16 protein-coding genes, 1 pseudogene, 1 riboswitch and 1 other annotated feature are annotated in these 20621 nt (G+C 47.5%); of the genes and pseudogenes, 8 read left to right on the forward strand and 9 right to left on the reverse strand.

Going from position 1 to position 20621, the window contains the following annotated elements:
* Window positions 1–98: 98 nt before the first annotated feature.
* Window positions 99–1799, reverse strand: a complete 1701-nt coding sequence (gene ilvD, locus NSS95_RS12870; protein WP_340713944.1) for a dihydroxy-acid dehydratase — start codon at window positions 1797–1799, stop codon at window positions 99–101.
* 468 nt (window positions 1800–2267) lie between these two features.
* Window positions 2268–2509 (forward strand) — a binding site (T-box leader).
* Between the two features lie 57 nt (window positions 2510–2566).
* Here ilvD and brnQ point away from each other — a divergent pair.
* Window positions 2567–3913, forward strand: a complete 1347-nt coding sequence (gene brnQ / locus NSS95_RS12875) for a branched-chain amino acid transport system II carrier protein (RefSeq protein ID WP_340713945.1) — start codon at window positions 2567–2569, stop codon at window positions 3911–3913.
* 220 nt (window positions 3914–4133) lie between these two features.
* On the opposite strand, the gene NSS95_RS12880 is transcribed toward brnQ, so the two are convergent.
* Together NSS95_RS12880 and NSS95_RS12885 are read right to left on the reverse strand one after the other, a co-directional pair.
* On the reverse strand, window positions 4134–4991 hold the full coding sequence (locus NSS95_RS12880; protein ID WP_315958693.1) for an STAS domain-containing protein: 858 nt from the start codon (window positions 4989–4991) through the stop codon (window positions 4134–4136).
* Window positions 4992–5423: 432 nt separating this feature from the next.
* Window positions 5424–6683 (reverse strand): hypothetical protein, encoded by a 1260-nt coding sequence (locus NSS95_RS12885; RefSeq protein ID WP_340713946.1) that lies wholly within the window; start codon window positions 6681–6683, stop codon window positions 5424–5426.
* Between the two features lie 217 nt (window positions 6684–6900).
* Between NSS95_RS12885 and NSS95_RS12890 the strand changes: the two genes are divergently transcribed.
* A complete protein-coding gene (locus NSS95_RS12890; RefSeq protein WP_026684372.1) occupies window positions 6901–7104 on the forward strand; it encodes a hypothetical protein in 204 nt (67 codons plus the stop codon).
* On the opposite strand, the pseudogene NSS95_RS12895 reads toward NSS95_RS12890, so the two are convergent.
* Window positions 7099–7680 (reverse strand): annotated as a pseudogene (locus NSS95_RS12895) (RNA-guided endonuclease InsQ/TnpB family protein); the annotation flags it as partial. The gene NSS95_RS12890 and the pseudogene NSS95_RS12895 overlap by 6 nt on opposite strands.
* A gap of 88 nt (window positions 7681–7768) precedes the next feature.
* Between NSS95_RS12895 and NSS95_RS12900 the strand changes: the two are divergent.
* The gene (locus NSS95_RS12900; RefSeq protein ID WP_013858507.1) at window positions 7769–7909 is read left to right on the forward strand and encodes a hypothetical protein; all 141 of its coding nucleotides are present in this window, start codon (window positions 7769–7771) and stop codon (window positions 7907–7909) included.
* Window positions 7910–7983: 74 nt separating this feature from the next.
* Window positions 7984–8379: a hypothetical protein gene (locus NSS95_RS12905; RefSeq protein ID WP_017550132.1), complete on the forward strand. Its 396-nt coding sequence runs from the start codon at window positions 7984–7986 to the stop codon at window positions 8377–8379.
* 20 nt (window positions 8380–8399) lie between these two features.
* Here the strand turns inward: NSS95_RS12905 and NSS95_RS12910 are convergent, their stop codons facing one another.
* Window positions 8400–9035, reverse strand: a complete 636-nt coding sequence (locus NSS95_RS12910) for a Bax inhibitor-1/YccA family protein (protein WP_017550131.1) — start codon at window positions 9033–9035, stop codon at window positions 8400–8402.
* 410 nt (window positions 9036–9445) lie between these two features.
* Here NSS95_RS12910 and NSS95_RS12915 point away from each other — a divergent pair, with 410 nt between their 5' ends.
* On the forward strand, window positions 9446–10669 hold the full coding sequence (locus NSS95_RS12915; protein WP_013858393.1) for an IS110 family transposase: 1224 nt from the start codon (window positions 9446–9448) through the stop codon (window positions 10667–10669).
* 296 nt (window positions 10670–10965) lie between these two features.
* Window positions 10966–11068: riboswitch (SAM riboswitch) on the forward strand.
* Between the two features lie 136 nt (window positions 11069–11204).
* Window positions 11205–12308, forward strand: coding sequence for a 5-methyltetrahydropteroyltriglutamate--homocysteine S-methyltransferase (locus NSS95_RS12920; RefSeq protein ID WP_328004863.1), 1104 nt, complete (start codon window positions 11205–11207; stop codon window positions 12306–12308).
* Between the two features lie 103 nt (window positions 12309–12411).
* Here NSS95_RS12920 and NSS95_RS12925 read toward each other — a convergent pair whose 3' ends face one another.
* The 4 genes from NSS95_RS12925 to NSS95_RS12940 form a co-directional block, all read right to left on the reverse strand.
* On the reverse strand, window positions 12412–13647 hold the full coding sequence (locus NSS95_RS12925; RefSeq protein WP_258921145.1) for an L-lactate MFS transporter: 1236 nt from the start codon (window positions 13645–13647) through the stop codon (window positions 12412–12414).
* A 449-nt stretch (window positions 13648–14096) separates the two neighbouring features.
* Entirely contained in the window at window positions 14097–14846 is a 750-nt protein-coding gene (locus NSS95_RS12930) for a LytR/AlgR family response regulator transcription factor (RefSeq protein WP_061577207.1), read from the reverse strand.
* Window positions 14806–16506 carry a sensor histidine kinase gene (locus NSS95_RS12935; RefSeq protein ID WP_017550127.1) on the reverse strand — a complete coding sequence of 567 codons (1701 nt, stop codon included), beginning with the start codon at window positions 16504–16506 and terminating at the stop codon, window positions 14806–14808. The genes NSS95_RS12930 and NSS95_RS12935 overlap by 41 nt, the downstream gene beginning before the upstream one ends.
* A gap of 307 nt (window positions 16507–16813) precedes the next feature.
* Window positions 16814–17809: an asparaginase gene (locus NSS95_RS12940; RefSeq protein WP_340713947.1), complete on the reverse strand. Its 996-nt coding sequence runs from the start codon at window positions 17807–17809 to the stop codon at window positions 16814–16816.
* Window positions 17810–18049: 240 nt separating this feature from the next.
* On the opposite strand from NSS95_RS12940, the gene NSS95_RS12945 reads away from it, so the two are divergent.
* A complete protein-coding gene (locus tag NSS95_RS12945; RefSeq protein ID WP_265114842.1) occupies window positions 18050–19618 on the forward strand; it encodes a multicopper oxidase family protein in 1569 nt (522 codons plus the stop codon).
* Between the two features lie 304 nt (window positions 19619–19922).
* Window positions 19923–20507, forward strand: a complete 585-nt coding sequence (locus tag NSS95_RS12950; RefSeq protein WP_258921141.1) for a TetR/AcrR family transcriptional regulator — start codon at window positions 19923–19925, stop codon at window positions 20505–20507.
* Window positions 20508–20621 lie beyond the last annotated feature (114 nt).

Here is a 20621-nt window from a genome sequence, read left to right on the forward strand (position 1 = left end):
GGCAGAACCGTTCAGACTTGCACTCAGAGGCGATGTCGTGACCGGGGTATTTACCGGGCTCCCAGCATCCCCGGCTCTCTGAAAAATACCTGATCCGATCACTTTGTCCCCGTCAACGTTTTTTGCGGTAATCCGATTTTTAAAACCCCGCCTGTATTCGCGGAAGTCACGAGTGCGGAATATCTTGCCAGGTAGCCGCTTGTGATTTTCGGCTCCGGCTGCACCCAATTTTGTTTTCTTCTTTGCAATTCCTCATCCGGAACATGGAGCTCAATCCTTCTGTTGATTAAATCAATTGTAATGCGGTCGCCGTTTTCAACAAGTGCAATCGGCCCGCCTTCCGCCGCTTCCGGTGAAATATGGCCAACACAAATGCCGCGGGTTGCGCCGGAAAATCTGCCGTCCGTAATCAAAGCGACGGTTTTGCCAAGCCCCCGGCCCATAATGGAGGATGTTGGCGCGAGCATTTCCGGCATGCCCGGCCCGCCTTTTGGCCCTTCATAACGGATCACAACGACATGCCCTTCACGGACAAGGCCGCTGTCAATCCCTTTTTGAGCTTCTTCCTGGGACTCAAATACAATCGCCTCCCCGGTAAAGGTGTGAATATCCGGATCGACCGCTCCCACTTTGATCACGGCGCCGTCCGGGGCAATGTTGCCATACAGGATGGACAAACCGCCGACCGGGCTGTAAGGATTTTCTTTCGGCCTGATCACTTCAGGATTGCGGATTTCCGCATCTTTCACATTTTCATAGAGGCTTTTGCCGGTGATCGTCAGCCGGCCGGGGTGAATCGCCCCATCAATCTTGCAAAGTTCATGGACAATTGCGCTGATCCCGCCTGCAAGGTGGACGTCATGCATCGAGTAATCCGACGCCGGCATAATTTTTGCCAGATACGGGACTCTTTCCGCCACCTTGTTAATCCGTTCCAAATCGTAGTCAATTCCCGCTTCCCGGGCAATTGCCAGCGTATGCAGCACGGTATTGGTTGAACCGCCCATCGCCATATCAAGCGCGAAAGCATCATCAATCGCTTCTTCTGTGACAATATCGCGCGGCCGGATATCATTTTTGATACAGTTCATTAAATGACCGACGGCTTCCCGGATAATGCGGTGCCGTTCCTCCGACGTGGCAACGATGGTGGCGTTGCCGGGCGGCGTCAGGCCAAGCATTTCCATTAATGAATTCATCGAGTTTGCCGTAAACATGCCTGAACACGATCCGCATGTCGGGCAAGCGCTCGTTTCCAGCATTTTCAGCTCTTCATAACTGATTTTTCCGGATTTATGGGCACCGACGCCTTCAAATACCGATGTAAGGGACAACTGTTTTCCATCCGGCGCCATACCGGCTTCCATCGGCCCCCCGGAAACAAAGACCGCCGGCACATTTGTCCTCACGGCTGCCATCAGCATGCCAGGGGTGATCTTGTCACAGTTTGGAATGTAAAAGACCCCGTCAAACCAGTGGGCGTTGATGACCGTTTCGGCACTGTCGGCAATCAATTCGCGGCTCGGAAGCGAATACCGCATGCCGATATGCCCCATCGCAATGCCGTCATCCACCCCGATCGTATTAAATTCAAACGGGACACCGCCCGCTTCCCTGATGGCTTCTTTTACCACTTCCGCAAACTTATTGAGGTGTTTGTGCCCCGGGATAATATCAATATAGGAATTGCACACCCCGATGAAAGGCTTATCGAAATCTTCCGTTTTCAGCCCTGCTGCATATAAAAGGCTTCGGTGCGGGGCACGGTCGATCCCTTTTTTGATCACGTCACTTCGCATTCCATCACTCCCATTCTATTGCCTGCGGGGTTTTTCTTGTGCCCGGTGAAAATCCGGATTTTTAAATATCCGCCCGAGAGAATTTTTTATATTCTTTAATTGTTGTCAATCATACGACTTTTGGCCGCCGAGGTCAACCCTTTTCTGTCAACTTTTTTGACAATTTTGATTTGAGAATCTATTTGGAAACGCTTTCATTATTGATTTCATCGACTTTTTCCTTTTTCATTTTTTGAATTGCCCGGGGTTGGCCCCTGACTTCTTTCGTTTCATCTGCTTGCCGCTTTTTCAGATAGCTCTTGTATTGGGCCGGCTTTTGGCTTCTGTTCTTTCTTATCCCATTTTAGCAATTGATTTTTGCGGCTTCTGTCCTTTTTGATGGCAGGGACGGGGCTAAAAAATTTTCTGGGAGAGATGTTGACAGATGAAATGTTCAGTGATAATCTTATTTTCAAATAATATAAAAAACAAAAGTCGAGGACGGGAAGAGTAAGTTTGGATCTTGTTCCCCAGAGAGTTGGCATATTGCTGAAAGCCAATGTTCAAGGCCATTCCGAAGATCATCCCCGAGATGCAAAGCTGAAGTTTACAGTAGGCTTTGACGGCGATTCCCCCGTTAAGAAAGGAACACGTATGTTGGTACGTTGTATGAGGTGCCGCACGCTTTTGTGCGGAATAAGGGTGGTAACGCGAGCAAACTCGTCCCTGTTTCAGGGGCGGGTTTTTTGTTTTTCTCTATATTGCATCGAAAGGAAGCGGACATAGTTATGAAAAGAAACGAAGTATTGTTTATCGGCTTTATGTTGTTTTCCATGTTCTTCGGAGCCGGAAATTTAATTTTCCCTCCTTTTCTCGGCATCCAGTCGGGATCGTCTTACTGGCCGGCAATGGCAGGCTTTATCGTAACGGGGGTCGGGCTGCCGGTTCTCGTTATCGCGGCAGTCTCTTTTGTAGATGGCGGCATCCAGGCGATCGGAAACCGAGTCCATCCGGTTTTCAGTACAGTATTTACCGTGATTGTCTATTTATGTATCGGGCCGTTTTTGGCGATCCCAAGAAATGCAAACGTCGCTTATGAAATGGGGGTTAAACCGTTTCTTTCCGGGTCCGCCCACAGTTCGCCAGTCTCTTTGCTGTTGTTCAGCGCCGTCTTTTTCCTGCTCGTCTATTTGACCAGCCTGAATCCTGACAAAATGTCAAATACGCTCGGGCGCTGGATTACACCGGTATTATTGCTGGCAATGGCTGTCCTTTGCACAGCCGGCTTCTTTAAACTTTCTGGCCGCCCGTTTACGGCACCGGCAGCCGGATACCAGACCGGTTCTTTCTATAAAGGCTTTATTGACGGATACTCCACGATGGATGCGCTCGCTTCCCTGGCGTTTGGCATCGTCATTTTAACAGCGGTCAAACACCGCGGCGTCGCAAACCGGAAACAAATGACGGCCTATACATTAAAAGCCGGGTTGATTGCCGGCGCGATTTTGGCGCTCGTCTATGTCGCACTCGGGTTGATCGGCGCAAAAATGGCTACAAGCGGCACGTTCCAAAACGGCACCGATGTCCTGACGGCAATGTCTTCCCTGCTATTCGGGCAGGCCGGAAAAATGCTGCTCGGTTTTATTTTTATGCTGGCCTGCTTTACAACCGTCGCCGGTTTAACAACAGCGTGCGGGCAATATTTTTCCAATCTGGTGCCGAAATTCAGCTACCATGGCGTTATCATTGCCGTTGCCCTTACCGGCTTTACGCTCTCCAATCTCGGGCTTAATACCATTTTAAAATTTTCCGTCCCGTTTTTGGAAATGGCTTATCCGGTTACGATCGTGCTCGTTGTCCTGACATTTTTCCACGCGGCATTCCGCGGTTCGAAAAAAGTATACGGCTTTGCATTGTTGTTTACGGGCGTGTTTGCTTTAATCGAAGGGCTGAAAGGGTTCGGCGTCCCGCTTGGCTTTATCGGGGCATTCGCCCAAAAACTGCCGCTTGCCGCCGCCGGCCTTGAATGGGTAATGCCGGCTCTTTGCGGAACGGCCATCGGGCTTTTATTCAGCCGGCTGGAACACCGCACAAAAGAAACACGTGCCGTCCAGGCAAGGGAACAAAGTTTGTAGCGGCCCGGAAAAGCTTCGAGGCGGCCAGCCTGGTCTCGCTTTTCCCGCGGATCGGACCGCAATTCCCCCGGGAGGAACGTATGGGGAATTGCGGGCAAATTTTTCGCCCGGCGCAAAGCCTGTAATCGAATCATAAACGCTTTACGTTTTCAGCCGCAAAAAAAGGCCCCGCCTCCTGGAAAAGTGCGGGGCCTTTTTTATGATTTCTATAATATAACCGTTAATACAGCGTAATTTCCTTGTTTAAATCATCATATTGAATATATTTTTTCAATGCCTGCTGTAATGTCCCTTTTGTTTCTGCTTTATTTTCAAAGGAAAGGCCCCTTGTGACCATCTGCCTTACAATTTCCGGGCGCAGGCCGGTGATGACCACTTTGCATCCCATCATCGAAGTGCCGTCAATCATCTTAAAAATATGGTCGACTACCTCCATCTCTACTTCTGCAATGCCGGAGAAATCCATTATCAACGTTTGGACATGCAGCCGCCCTACCTCAAGCAAAACTTTTTCTTCCAAAATATTGGTGCGGAACATATCAATAGAGCCGATTAACGGCAAAATACAGACGCTCGATGTAATCGGAATGATCGGGACGGACAGGTTTTCCACCAATCTTTTTTGCTGGTCGATCAGTTCATCTTTATAGGTAGAATACCGGATAAAAAAGTGATTTAAAAATTGGTCAATACGGTCATTGATTTTTTTCTCCATGTTAAAAAAGTAGTCCTGGTCCACTTCAATCCCTTTTTCTTCCCCGTACTTTCTCAGAAATACCCATAATGTCCGGCGGATCGCCTGCACCCACTCCAGTTTCAGTCCGAGCGTCAAAGAATGCGTTGCCCAGGCAATCCCTTCCTGGCGGGCAAAAGTGACCAATTCCTCATCCTGCTGTTCGACGACATACGTCACAATTTTAAAGGCATTATTCAACAAATCAATGTTCCCTATTCTTAAAATTTCATCAATTTTATCTTTTACATTTACGGCCTCATTTAATAACTTCTGTTCGAAGCTGTTTCTATTTTTCTTAAGGTATGTGATAATTTCTTCTTGCTCATTTACAATCGATCTCATTTTTCCACACCTCATCTATTATGATAAAAGGATGGCTGTTGAAGCGGCGGCCGCCCGCGTTTTTGCGGCCTGTCCGAAGATCAGCCAGGACAGGGAAAGATGGCCCCGCCTCTAAAAGAATACCATTCTTATACCCCATACACCAAATAAATAAACATGATGCTATATAAATGAACTTAAATTCCTCCCCAGGACCAGGCGCCAATTTGCATGAGGATGACTTTTTGCAGCAGGCAACAGAGCGGCAATATCATGCATAAGGGGCCATTATTTTCACCCGGGTCTCCGGCCGTGCAAAAAGCAGCCGTGGACAATTTGCACCAGCGTTGCGGGATGGGCGGCTATGCGCGAAAGGGGTCTCCCCTATGGCTTTCCCCATCCGGCCAGGTTTTTCCTTTCCAACCGGCAAAAAGCCGCTCCATCCAAAGCGGCTTAAATGGCTGTTTCCCTTTTTTCTCTTGAAACCAATTGCGCGGTCATTTTCCTCCAGGCTGCTTTTGTATCCTGAAAATCTCGGTAATGCTGTCTGACGTTGCGGTGGTACTGCTCGAATTCCTCCAGTACATTCATAAAGTCATCCCGTCCGAAGTAGCGGCAAACTTTCGGAAGCGTCTCTTTCAGCCGGGCACGCACTTCCGCCATTTTTTCTTCATAGTTTTCCCTGTCGGTGATATACACATAAAGCGGCTTGTACCGGATCCAGCCGACACATGCTTTGTAAAAACGCTCCACGACCTGTTTCGTATCCGCTTTAATATAGCTTAAATTGGTCGGCAGCACCCCGAGCAGCAAATGCTGGTAAGCGCCGAATCCGTCATGGAAAGTATAGGCCGGAACGCGCAGCACAGTCCGGTCTGCCAGGCATGTGCCTAAGAAAGTATCCTCGCCCCGTGCATTCGGCGGATTGTAAAACGGCAGCACACGGTCCGGATCTGTTAAATTCAGCGTCAAATTCGATCCTGAAATAAATTTTGCACGGTTGATCTCCGGCACTTCTTCCGCTTCATCCTTTACAAGCACACCTGTATCGGCATATGTCACCCCGCCGTTTTTCATCACGGTTTTGATCGTATCCCAATTGACAATATCGTTGCTCAAGGCCTCAATGAGCGTGCGGAAATCTTTTTCTTGCAGGACGTCATTGAAAGAAATGAACGGAATCGGGGAAATGTAGCCGCAATGGTATCCGTTCGTAATATCGGCATTCCGGATATGTTCCAAATGCTTCCGGAGCACTTGCTGGCCCCCCCAGACAGCCGTTTGCCTGCTTTTTGTCACGGCAACCGGATACTCGTCATCATCAAGAAAAATGAGATAATCGATGCCTCTTTTCAACGCCTTATAAACGATGATATTGCGTTTGGACGCGTATCCTTCGCCGAACAAAAGGACTGCTTCTTTTCTGCTCATGCCCATTTGGGATACGAGTTCTTCGGTTGCTTTACGCGTCTCCTTCTCCCCGATGAAATAAGCCCGGTCAATATCTTCCATGCATTCCGTTTCAATATGTACAAAGTCTTCAGGCTCTGCATTTTCGTAGTGCAAATCATAGGCAACAAACAAATGCAGCTTGATCCTGTCGCTCTCCGTCAGTTCGGATTCCTTCAAGTTATACATATACGTTTTTAAAACATTTTTAAAACTTTTTCTTCCTGTTGCAAATCCGATGCCCACATTGATTTCCTTTGCCATTTTCTTCCCTCTCCTTTTGTATTTCTATTTCCTTATACCCTGTTTGGATGTGAACCGAAACATGGCATAATTTCGCCGGCTTGCGGGTAAACTTCGATTATGTTGCGTGCAATGTTTGAATGAAGATGAAAAAGTGTAAGAAGATAAAAAAAGGATGTGCCCTGTTTTTTCCGGAAGCAGCCGGGGAAAACGGGCACATGAAAAAAGGAGCAGAGCAATGGCTGGGCAAATTCCTAATGAAAAAACGATTGATGATACCATTGATTTGATGAAAGAAGGGTATCTCTACAGTGAACTACCCACCACTTATCAACCTTACGGTTTGATTGAAGTGGGGGCTTCTCGACTTATCGTTGCTTTTACTAGCCAACGAAAACTGACCGAGCTAACCCTCTTGTTCCAAGAGTTTTGTTACTTATGATAACGCTAATAAGCGTAATCCCTCATTTTTGATATTGATTGCTGAATTGTGATCGCGATCTAATACAAAGCCGCAAGAACATTTATATACACGTTCAGATAATGGCATTTCTTTTTCCTTGCCGCAACATGAACACTTCTTAGTGGAGGGAAACCACTTATCAATTTTCACAAGTTGTTTCCCCTGTTCTTTTAGCTTATACGCTAAGAAAGTAGTGAACATACCCCAGCCGTTATCATGAACGCTTTTCCCAAAGTGAAGGGCTTGAGACATCCCTTTCATGTTCAAGTCCTCAATCACGACAGCATCAAAGTTAGAAGCTAATTCTTTTGACTTATGATGAAGAAAATTCATGCGTTGGTTCGCCACTTTCTCATGTAATTTAGCCACTACTAGTCGTTGCTTGTTCCAACGTGCAGAACCTTTCTTTCTTCGAGAAAGAATTCGTTGTGCTTTTGCTAATTTATCTAAGGCTTGCCGATAGTAACGTGGGTAATTGGCTTTCTTACCCTGTTCACTCTCGACATATAGACCATCCATAGCAAAATCCAAACCAACAACTTTTTGTATTTTAATATCAATTCACCTCACTTTGTGCGGAAAAATTTCGTATATATTGATTATATCGTAAAAAAATCCGTACAATCAATATGAGGTGATAATCATGAGAGAAGAGAAAGAACGTGTAGAAATTCGTATGCCTAAGACGATATTAGAAAAATTGAAGCAATATCAAAAAGAAAATGGGATTCCAACTAGAACAGCCGCAATCTTAGAATTGTTGAGAAAAGGATTGGAAAAATAACTTTGGCTAAAGCCAACCGAAATTCATCTCCCACCTACTCATTGGTGCGATTCGCACCTTTACATTCCTTGAGGATGGGAGACTTCTTTCGGAAAGCCGTTAAAAACCGGACGGACGATTATCATGCAATTTTGTTCGAAACCCGTCTGCTCGGGCAAAAAGCGGTGTGCATCAGTGGCGAGGAAGCAGTCAAAATGTTTTATGACCCGGAAAAATTCAAACGAAACGGGGCTGTGCCGAAACGTATTCAAAAAACGTTGTTTGGCGAAAATGCGATCCAGACGCTCGATGGAAAAGAGCATCTCCACCGGAAAGCGCTGTTTTTATCGCTGATGGGGCCGGATGCGCAGCAGCATTTGGCACAAATGGTCCGGGCAGCATGGGAAGCGCGCATCCCCGAATGGGAGCAAAAAGACCGTATTGTTTTGTTTGACATCCAACATGTGAAAAAGAAAACGCCTGCCGGTTAATGGCGGGCGTTTTCTTTTTCTCAATCGTCGCTTCCCAAAATGCCGAGAATTTGCAAAATGTAAATAAACAGGTTGATAAAATCAAGGTACAGGCTTAAAGCCAAAAGCGGGACCATTTCCTCGGAAATGCCATGGTGCTTCATTTGGTTAAAGTCAAAAACAACATACAGGGAAAAAACAATCGCGCCAATGAAGGAGTACGCGAGCATCCCGGTTGAGGTTAACGGGCTGAAAATGCTGAATATTCCGATGAAGATCAGCGCCAACAATGCGACAAGCAATGCGGTGCTTAAAAAGCCAAGATCCCTCTTGGTAACGGCCCCAATAACGCCCATCACGGCAAAAATGCCGAACGTGGAACCAAAAGCGAGCAGGACGACCTCAGCACCGGCCTGGGATGCATAATAAGCTACAATCGGATATGTCGTAATACCGGAAATAAAGGTGAAAGCATAAACGAACAAATACCCGACGCTCTTTTTCCTTCTTAACCAGAAAGCGGCGATGACCATTGCAATTTCTGCAACCATCAGCGGCATCATAAGCGCAGGCGGAATGAATCTCCCCGTATATAAACCCGCCGTTGCAAACAGCAGTGAAACGGCAAAGACGCCAAGCACTTTCTGGAATACAGGCCTTGATTGTATGGCCTCCATAAAATCCCTCCTCGTATAATAAGTTTAAATCCAAAGTGGATGTCAATTTCCAGTTCATTCTGCTGCTCATTGACAAGTGAATATAAGATTTTGTATTCCGGGCTCGCCCGGAATACAAGTTCGGACTTGGACGCTTCGCGATGTTCCCGGATAATGGTCTTAGGATCGTTTGGGTCAATGCTTCCCCTCCTTGTAGCCTGACTACTCGAAAAGTCTGCATCCCCAGGTTCTTGCTTGAACGTCTAACCCGTAGGCCGTTCCTCCGGATCTCCGTGCTGGAAATGAGCAGTTCCAGGCAGCCCACGGCCCGGATGAGTTCTCATACGCGAGGCTGACAGATCGGCAAGCCATCTGGGGATATCCCGAAGCGTCCGATTCCATCGATCCCAATACAGAGAGGAGGAAATCATATGCCCTTATTTGTCGGTATTGACGTGAGCTCCAAAAACCTCGATGCCTGCCTGATGGATGGAATGGGGGAAACGTTGGCCACCCAAACGGTGACAAACAATCTTCCCGGTGCCTCTGAGTTAAGAGACGCCATCCTCCAACATGCGGAGGCGGATGACACCATCCAGATCGCCATGGAGGCCACATCTGTGTATAGTTGGCACCCGGCAATGTTTTTCCATGAAGATCCCGAGCTGAAACAGCGTCGTACAAAGGTGTTTACCCTGAATCCGAAGCTGGTGAGAAATTTCAAAAAGGCTTATGCCGAGATGGACAAGACCGATCCCAAAGATGCCTGGGTAATTGCGGACCGCTTGCGTTTCGGGAGATTGCCGAAATCCGTGATTCAGTCAGAACAATACCTTGCCCTTCAACGGTTAACACGGATGCGCTATCACCTGATTCAAAGTTTAACCCGGGAACAACAGGTATTTTTGAATCATCTGTTTTTCAAATTCAGTGCCTTTAACCTTGAAGTGGATACACCGGTCTTCGGCCATGCCATAACGGAATTTTTGCTTGAGGCCTATAGCCTCGATGAAATTGCCCAAATGCCTCTGGAGGACTTAGCGATGTATCTCCAGACCAAAGGCCATGGCCGCTTTAGCGATCCCGAGGATTTGGCCGCATCCATCCAAAAAGCTGCCCGGTCCTCTTACCGGCTTTCTAAATGTGTGGAGGATTCGATTGACTTGGTCCTGGGCAGTTCTATTGAGATCATCCGGCATCTTAAACGCCAAATCAAGGATTTGGATAAGGCGATTGCCCGCGTTCTTGATGGAATCCCGAATACCCTCCAGACCATTCCGGGAATAGGCCCGGTGAGCTGTGCTGGGATTCTCGCTGAAATCGGCGACATTGAGCGCTTTGACGACCAAGCCGCGATCGCAAAATTTGCTGGATTGTTCTGGCCCCGCCACCAATCGGGTGATTTTGAGGCTGATGACAAAATGCTTGCGCGTACAGGCAATCGTTATCTCCGGTATTACCTGGTTGAGGCTGCCAATCTGGTCCGGCGACACGAACCTGAGTACCGCGCCTTTTACCAAAAGAAATATCGTGAGGTGCATAAGCACTCACACAAACGCGCCCTCGTCTTAACGGCAAGAAAACTGGTGCGCCTGATCGATGCGCTGCTCCGCAACGATCAAATTTATGCGCCGAAAAAGAAGGTGACGCGATGAGGTAACCAGGTAACCATCATCGATAGCCTGAACTTGAAAACTTCCAGATTATTCCAATTATCTGGAGGCTTAGTTCAGTATTGCCATTTTTACGACATAGAGCCAACAAAATTTCCAATTCACTTGTTTTTAACCCTTGACATCACACCGTAGGACTTTGTTTTTCTTATTACTATTATATTTTCACATCGCCCCTGATTTCAATCTTTCCGTCCCATTTTAAAAAATTTTGCGAATGCCCTTGACAAAAATGGGTGGAACATTTAAAGTGTATTTAAACTAAATAATATTTAAAATTCTTATCCAGAGAGGTGGAGGGACTGGCCCTTTGAAGCCTCGGCAGCGGTCTTTTTTAAAGAACTGTGCCAATTCCAGAAAGCAATTGCTTGAAGATAAGAAGAGCGGACGGTTCTGTTTTGCAATCCATACCTCTTCTTATTGCAGAAGAGGTTTTTTAATGGGCCCATGCAGCTAAAAGCAATTTTTTCTGCGCACAGCAGCTGCTTTAAAAAATATCCAGAAAGAGGGAATCATGATGACGAAAACATTAACAAAAGCGCCGTACAGGGCAGACATTGTCGGAAGCTTTTTGCGCCCGGCCCGGTTGCGCGAAGCGCGGGAAAAATTTGCAGCGGGAACCATCCCGGCCGAAGACTTGCGTGCAATTGAAAATGAAGAAATCCGCCGCCTGGTCAGCAAACAAATTGAAGTCGGCCTCGAAGCGGTAACGGACGGAGAATTCCGGCGGAGATTCTGGCATACGGATTTCATGGAACATTTAAACGGGGTAAAAGGGTATGTGCCGAACCATGGATACCGGTTTGTCGGCATCGAAACGGAAGCTTATGACGTCCGGGTAACCGGAAAAGTCTCCTTTAACCCGGACCATCCGCACATAAAAGATTTTATTGCGCTGAAAGAAATCGCCGGGGACAGGGCGGTTGCGAAAATGACTATTCCAAGCCCGAATCAGTTTTTCAATGCCGGAATCCGCAATGAAGACATTTACCCGGATCTTGAAGAATACGCAAATGATATTATCCAAACTTACCGGGATGCGATCAAAGCTTTTTATGATGCCGGCTGCCGCTACTTGCAGCTGGATGATGTTTATCTTGCCGGCCTGTGTGCACCGAAACTGCCGTTTGCAGACAGTGAGCTCGAAAGGGAAAGATTGATTGATCTCGCTTTACATGTAGCAAACAGCGTACTGGAAGGCAAGCCGGATGATCTGACCATCACAACCCATCTGTGCCGCGGCAACTACCAGTCGAAATGGGCTTTTGAAGGTCCGTATGATAAAATTGCCCCGAAAATCTTTGCAAATGAAAAAGTAGACGGGTTTTTCCTTGAATACGACGATGAGCGTTCCGGCGGGTTTGAACCGTTGAAATACATTCCGGAAGGCGGGCCGAAAGTCGTGCTTGGCATTTTCACATCGAAAAAGGGAGAGCTTGAAGATAAAGTGCTGATCAAAAACCGGATTCGGGAAGCATCCAGGCATGTACCGCTCGAACAGCTTTGCATCAGCACCCAGTGCGGCTTCTCCTCCACCCACCACGGCAATCTTTTAACAGAAGAGCAGCAGTGGGACAAAGTAAAATATATTGTGGATACCGCAAAGGAAATTTGGGGATAAACCGGGAAAACCCGCTGGGGCAGCCAGCGGGTTTTTTATCATGATGCAGGCACGAATCCCTTTCCTGTCTGCTTGTTCATGATCGAAGCACACATCCCTTGCTTTAATGCGAATGCTGGGCACGGCCGACATTCCCCCGAACCCCGTGTGCGTGGGCTGCTTCTTCAGCCGGCGATTTAATGAAAAGCGTAATCGCAAAAGAGACCAGGCAGAGAATCGTGATCGCATGGAATGTCGGCATAAAGCCCCCGAGAAGGGAAGCGATGACCGATCCGGATAATGCGCCGATGCCGAAGCCTTGGTAAATCACTGAATAATTGGCGCTTTGATTTTTCAGGCCGAAGAAGTCTGAAATAATAGCCGGAAATACGGTGACATTTCCGCCGAAACCGAAAGCAATCGCAGCAACACAGATAAAGAACAGGGCGAAATTTAAGTGGGCATAGCTCAAAATGGAAACCGCAACGGCCGTCGCGAGCAGCGTCCCTGATACCACTTTCATTCTTCCCACATGGTCTGATAAACCGCCGAGAACGAGCCGCCCGATGGTGTTAAAGACGGCAATCAGCGCCACTGCATTGCTGGCCGTCGCAACATCCAGCCCGACAAGCCCCGTGCCGATGTCTTTAACAAGGCCGATCAGATATAAACCGCTCATACACGCCGTGAAGAACACGATGAATAAGAGGTAAGCTTGTTTCGTTTTGAGCATTTCTTTGATGGTAAAATCTTTTCCGGCCGGCTGTTTGGACACAGTACCGGATGTGGTTGTATTTTCTGCTTCTTTCAAGAGGAAAGATCCGCCGGTGATCATGGCAATTGCAATCACTCCCCAGCAAAGAAAAGCCTGTGTGACACCAAACGAACTGAGGACGGCACCGTTTATAAACTTAAATACCAGGCTGCCGGTCCCGTATGCCCCGACGGAGATGCCTGAAACGAGGCCTTTTTTATCCGGAAACCATTTCATTAAATTGGATAAAGTCGTGATATAAGCTGTCCCGTCTGCATAACCGACAATAAGGCCTGCCAACAGATAGAGCATCCAAAGTGAAGGTGCAAATGAACTCAAGATTAATCCTGCGCCAAGCAAAATGCCGGAAAAAGCAACCAGGCGGCGCAGCCCCCATTTTGCCTGCAATTTTGTCGCAAACAATGTCGATACTGCAAGTGCCAGGCTTAAAATGGAAAATGTCGTCGATACTGCACTCAATTGCCACCCGAATTTATCAACAAGCGGCTGGTTAAATAAACTCCATGTATAAACAGTCCCAAGCCCCATTTGTACAATCATCGTCCCTAATACAATCAGGCTGCGGTTTGCTTTTCGTTCTAACATGTCCGGTTCCTCCCGTTTCTTCTGTCCTTTTCTACAGTTCAAATTATAGTACGAAAATAAGGAGGGAACGCATTTTCGGAACGAGAATGCTTTAAAAAGGAATAAACGGTATACAGAAAGGAATGGATGGCACAGGAACAAACCGCTTCTTGAAACTTTCCCGCGCAATGTCCATAAAAGATGGCATATGGATAAAATCAGGTATTCCAATTTATGCACAATCTTCCTGAAAAACGGTATTGCCGGAAGCAGGCCATGCCCGCTTTTTCGGCGCAACACCTTGGAGGATGGCAAATTGGAAAGCAGGCAACTTTTCACACGCGAACGGCCGCAGTGCGCAAAGCAGGCCATGCTATTTTTCACGCCCGCCCCGGCAAAAAAGGAAAAAGCCGGCATACACTTTTCGTGTTCATGCCAGCCGCTTTTCCTGCATGGCTGGGCGCTTTAAATTAAAAATGCATCAGCGCTTTAAACTGTTTCACATTTCTTCTGCTTACCGGTATTTCCGCGTCCATCCCGTTTAAACGGAGCAAATACGTTTGATTGAACCACGGCACAATTTCCCGGATCTTCGTTAAATTTACAAGATAAGACCGGTGGCAGCGAAAGAAAAGATCCTCAGGCAAAAGGGACTGGAACTCGGATATCGCCATGGGCATTTCAAACGTTTCCTGTTGTGTATAAACAAGCGTGATTTTTTCCTGAGCGGCGCAGTAAAAAATATCGTTTGCATCCGCCACAATAATTTTCTCGCCCTTGCGCAAATTCACCCGCTCTTTCCGGTGAAGCCCGCCATTTCGCGGCACAGCCCCTTCTTCTCCCGGCAATGGATGCTCTCTTTTATACGCAGCCTCAAGCCTTTTCAACATGGCGGCAATTCTTTTTTCTTCATATGGTTTTAAAATATAATCAAATGCTTCCAGTTCAAAAGCCTGTACGGCGTGTTCCTTATAAGCCGTTGTAAAAATAATATACGGTTTATGCGCAAATTTGCTGATGCTTCCTGCCAGCAGCATGCCGTCCAGGGAAGGAATATTAATATCAAGAAAAATCGCATCTGTTTCATGTTCCTGTAAAAATTTCAGCACATCCAGCCCGTCTTCAAAACAATCGGTAATCTCAATCCCGCTGTACGTTTCAATCAAATACGCCAGTTCTTCACGTGCCGGTATTTCGTCTTCCACTATAATGGCTTTCATATTCTCCCACCTTCGGAACCTCAAAATAAACTTCTGTTCCGGGATTCAGCCTTCTGATGGCCAGGCCGTTTCCGTAAATCAGTTTGACACGGCGATGGACATTATAAAGGCCAATCTGTGTGACCGGCATATTATCCTGGTAAACATGCTCAATCACTTCTTCCGGAATGCCTGCCCCTGTATCCGCCACACTGATGCGGACTTTATTTCCCGCCTCCTTGACGGAGATTTTTACGATCCCCGGCCCTTTTACTTTTAAAATCCCATGGTTGATTGCATTTTCCACAAGCGGCTGGATAATCAGGCTCGGGATCAGCACGGATACGGCGTCAATCTCATATTCAACCTGCAGGCGGCTGCCGAATCTCGCTTTTTCAATCTCAATATAGTCGCGCACCTGCTGCAGTTCTTTATTGATATCAATAAAATCATCAGCCAATTCAAGATTATAGCGCATAAAACCGGATAAGTTCATGATTAATTTTCTTGCTTTATCGGGATTTCTGCGGGTCGTGGAGGCAATCGCATTTAACGCGTTAAACAAAAAATGCGGGTTGATTTTTGTCTGGAGCGCCTTCCACTCCGCTTTATTGGCTTCTTCTTTGATTTCTTCGATGCGCGAAATTTCCATGAGCGTCGAAATCATCTGGGCAAGGCCGATTGCCATTGTCTGCAGGGAGTAGGTGATTTTGTTCGCTTTTTTATAATAAATTTTCAATGTGCCGGTGACTTCATCCCGCTCCTTTAACGGAATAATCAGCAGGCACTGGATCTGCGGGGTCTGCTGGTCCTGGATATGGTTGCGGATCGTAATTTCCCCGCTTTTGATCGCAGTTTTTGTCAGATCACTAATAATTTCATGGCCGATCTGGTACCTTTCCTGTCCGAAGCCGACATAAGCCAGGATTTTTTTCTTATCGGTGATGGCAACTGCATCGGCGCGGATCTCATTTTTAATGATGGCGCAGATTTTTTCCAACGATTCTGCATTGATGGCGCGGAAATACGGCATGGTTTTATTGGCAATATCAAGCGCCAGTTTTGCCTGTTTTGCCGCCACAAATTCCTTCTCGCCCTCCACGCTCTTAATCAGCAGGACAATCAATCCAATATTGACGTCGCCCGCGATCATCGGGAAGGCAATTTTGGACACAATATCCACCCCGGTGCTGAACGGGTGGGCAAAAACAAGAATCAAAAGCATCGTTAATATTTCACAAAACATCCCGGCTGCGATCCCGACGAACCAGCGCCAGGAATTTTTCACTTTCCTGCTGATCAGGCCGGAAATGACGCCGGCTGTAATACTCGTAATCAAGCACGGCACGGAGGTAACCCCGCCAATATCTATTAAATAACGGTGCAACCCGGAGACGATGCCTGTGATAATGCCAACCCACGGGCCGAACAGGATGCCGCCGGATACGATGGCAATAATCCGCACATTGACAAGGGACCCGTCCACCTTAATGCCCGAGTAAGTCGCAAAGATTGCAAAACTGCAAAAGACTGCAGTGATAAAACTCAATTCAAAAACAGACGGCTGCTCCTGTTGAAAGATTTCTTTAAAACGCGGAATTCTCGTGATAAAAAATAAGCAGGTTAATAAAAGGGCAGCCCTCTCAAATATTTCCAGCAGCATTTCAAATGACGTTTCCACCGTGCTACCTCCCTCGCGAATGCCGGAAACCGCCCCTTTAAGGCCGGGCCTGGCGCCTGTTTTTTCATGTTTCCTAACTCCAGTTTACTCGATTCCCCGCGCAGTTGGTATGAAATTTAATGGAATTTATGGCGGCGGTTTTTTGTAAACGCAGAAACCCCGTTCTATATAGAAGACACCGGCTGAAAATATGCCGGAAAAACGCTGCAAACGCGGGCTGTGCAGCAGGATGCTCAAACGCATCGAACGGCAAAAAAAAATTGCAGGCATCCCCTCCCGCAATCTTTCAGCCGTTTTCCGGCGCGCTTTACCCCCAATCCTGTGACAAATCATAAGCAAGCGGCGTTTCAATGATCTTTTTCACTTCAGCGGGATCATCCGTTTTGCCCAGCGCCCACATTAGTTTCGGCACGATCGCTTCCGTATTCATATCCCCGGAAACAATCACCGGATATTGCGCGACTTTTCTTCCGACTTCATACAAATACAAATCATGCCCTTCTTCCAAGCATTGCGTCGAAATCATAACAACAATCCCGGCATCGGTCAATTCCTTGATTTTCGGCAGCAAATTGCGCCCTTCAAACGGCACCCCGCCGTTCCCGAAACTTTCAATGATCACCCCGCGGTAATGTTCCTTTAAAAAATCAAAGATCTCCGGCTTTGTGCCCGGGTGCAATTTTAAAAGAAAGACATCCGGTGACAGGATTGTCTCAATATGAAACGGCTGCTCCGGCGGTTGTGGCCTCCAATGATAGTGCACCTCGTCCCCTGCTACATAAGCCACATACGGATGATTGATGCTTTCAAACGCATCGTAGCTTTTCGTCCGCATTTTCACCGCCCTTGTGCCCATGATCACGCGCCCGTCAAACACGACAAAAACGCCGCCAATCTCCTCGCAGGCAAAGCGGAGGGCGTTGAAAAGATTTTTCTTGGCATCGGTCTTTTTAAAACTGATCGGCACCTGCGAACCCGTCAGCACAACCGGCTTATTCAGGCCCTGCAGCATATACGACAAGGCTGCCGACGTATATCCCAATGTATCCGTTCCGTGTGTAATCAAAAAACCGTCATACTGTTCATAATGTTCCGCAACTGCTTTAGCCATCTGCACCCAATGTTCCGGCTGCATGTTTGTGCTGTCGCGGTTCATTAATATCTTTGCGGTGACATCGGCAGACAAAGCAGCATGCTGAAAATATTTCAGCAAGTCTTCTCCCGAAAGCCCGGGTTTCAGCCCTTCGTCCCCCTCGACGGAAGCAATGGTCCCGCCTGTTGCCAAGAGCAAAATTTTTTTCATTTGTGTCACCTTCATTTCTAACTGTCTCGGAAACCAATATAGCTTATTATATGATTTTTGCGGTTCCCGTTCAATTTTTTGTCTCGCCTCTAAAAGCTTTTTCAAACATGCCTATGTTTTTGATACGGGCGGGCCAAAAACGTTATCTCTGCCTCCAGTACCATTCGCCCTTTCCAAAAGCCTTGATGGTTCATATTCTGTTAGAAATGTACGGCATCAATTGATGAGGGAGTGGGGAGTTTGAGCCCGAATTTAGAAAAGTTTGTTGACCGCCTGCCGCTCGCGGAAAAAATCCGGCCAGTGCGGGAAGAGGGCGGGATCGCATATTATGAAGTCACAATGGAAGAATTTTGGCAAAAGCTGCACCGGGATTTAAGGCCGACAAGGTTATGGGGGTACAACCGCCGCTTTCCCGGGCCGCTTTTTGACGTGCCGCACGGGAAAAAGATACGGGTGAAATGGACGAATCATTTGCCGCAAAGACATTTTCTCCCGATTGACCCCACCATCTTAGACGGGATGGGAACGGACTTTCCGGAAGTGCGGACCGTCGTGCATCTCCATGGCGGGGAAACCAAACCGGACAGCGACGGCTATCCGGAAGCCTGGTTTACGCGCGATTTTAACGAAACCGGGCCGGCATTCAAAAATGAAGTTTATGAGTATTCAAACAAACAGCGCCCCGCCACTTTGTGGTACCATGACCATGCGATCGGCATTACGCGCCTCAATGTGTATGCAGGCCTGGCCGGCATGTATATCATTCGCGATCAAAAAGAAAAGGCTTTCCATCTGCCATCCGGCAAATACGAAATTCCGCTGCTTCTCACGGACCGGACTTTTAACAATGACGGTTCCCTTTTTTATCCGCGCCAGCCGCAAAATCCGGGGCCCGGAACACCGGATCCATCCGTCGTGCCGTTTTTCCTCGGCGATACGATTCTTGTAAATGGAAAGGTATGGCCCTATTTGGAAGTGGAGCCGCGAAAATACCGGTTCCGGATTGTCAATGCGTCCAACACGCGGGCCTATCAGTTGTACCTTGATTCCGGCCAGGCTTTTTACCAGATCGGCACGGACGGCGGGCTGCTAAGGCGGCCGGTGCAAGTCGGAAATCTGGCACTGGAACCGGCAGAACGGGCGGATTTGATCCTTGATTTTTCCGAATATGCCGGGCAGACGATTTTACTAAAAAATGACCTCGGGCCTAATGCCGATCCGGCCGACCAAACCGGCGATGTCATGCAGTTTCGGGTCGTGCTGCCGGTTTCCGGAGAAGACACAAGCCGCATTCCGCCGTCCTTGTCTTCCATCCCGGTTCCTTCCAGCCAAAACGTGAGCGCCATCCGCCATTTAAAACTGACCGGTGCAACCGATTCATACGGGCGCCCGCTATTGCTTCTGGACAAAAAAAGATGGATGGATCCGGTGACGGAAATGCCAAGGCTCGGCACAACTGAAATCTGGTCGCTTGCCAATACAACGGCTTTTACCCATCCGATCCATATCCATCTTGTCCAGTTTCAAATTTTGGACCGCCGCCCATTTGACTTGGACTTGTATAACGAAACGGGCCAAATTGTATATACCGGCCCTGCGACCCCGCCGGAACCGAATGAACGCGGCTTTAAAGATACCGTTGCCGCACCGGGCGGGCAAATCACCCGCGTCATGATGCGGTTTTCCCCGTATGCCGGCGACTACGTATGGCACTGCCATATTCTCGAACACGAAGACTACGATATGATGCGCCCGTTCCAAGTCATCGATCCGGATCTCCCAGAGTCAGACAGCCCCCTTTCGGATTAAAGGCTGCTAACAAACGAATGAAGCCCAACCGGTTTGCAAGGCCTTGAACGGACGGGGATTTACGAATCGCTTTTTGAATAAATCAAGCCCGAAACCCCGGTTTCCCGGATAAATCGTAATAGAATGCCATTTATCCGGGAGCCAAAAAACCGGAAAAACCGGAAATTAAAAAAAATGTCACATGCAATTTTGGCCATCGTCTGTTATACTAAAAATGGAAAGCGGATTCATTCCGTTATTTTTTTGCTGTATATATACTACTTGACCAAATCATTCATTTGGTCAAAAAAGGGAGGGGGTTGCAATGGCAGACAGGAAAAAGCTGATTGTGGAAGCAGCTGCGAAATCTTTTTCTGAATTCGGCTACAAAGCGACTACAATGGACCATGTAGCAAGAAGTGCAGGCGTCGGCAAAGGTACAATTTATACTTTTTTTAAAAACAAAGAAGAACTGCTTCAATATATTATGGAAAGCCTGATTGCCGAAATGAAGCATTCAGCCGAAGAAGCGATCGATGAGCGTTATTCTTTTCCCGAAAACGTCCATCATGTGCTGTACCAGTTGCTGGAGTTCCGGTTTAAACATCAGCTCGCCATCAAATTGTACGAGGAAGTCAATCTTGGCACACCCGAAGTAGTGGATGCCCTTCATCATGTGGAAGAATCCATTCTGAACTATATCAGCCAGTACATCGGGGAGGCGGTGCAAAAGCGGGACATTTATCCATGCGATCCGAAACTAACTGCATTTATTATGTTTAAAATGTATATTGCCCTGATTTTTGACTGGGAGAAAAATCATCCTCCCCTGTCCAAAGAAGAGATTTCTAAACTGTTTGAACTTTATTTTTTTAAAGGTTTATCGGCAGGCAGCCATGTGTGCTCATGATTGTAAATGGCATCATCAACACGCCAAAACGTTTCTCAATGCTTGCTCCTGGCTTTTTTCGGCTGCGTTCGAAAGATGGGGACAAGCGTTAGCATGTTTCTTAAAGTTACTCTT

The organism is Weizmannia sp. FSL K6-3076, assembly GCF_038007245.1.
Lineage (GTDB): Bacteria > Bacillota > Bacilli > Bacillales > Bacillaceae_C > Weizmannia > Weizmannia faecalis.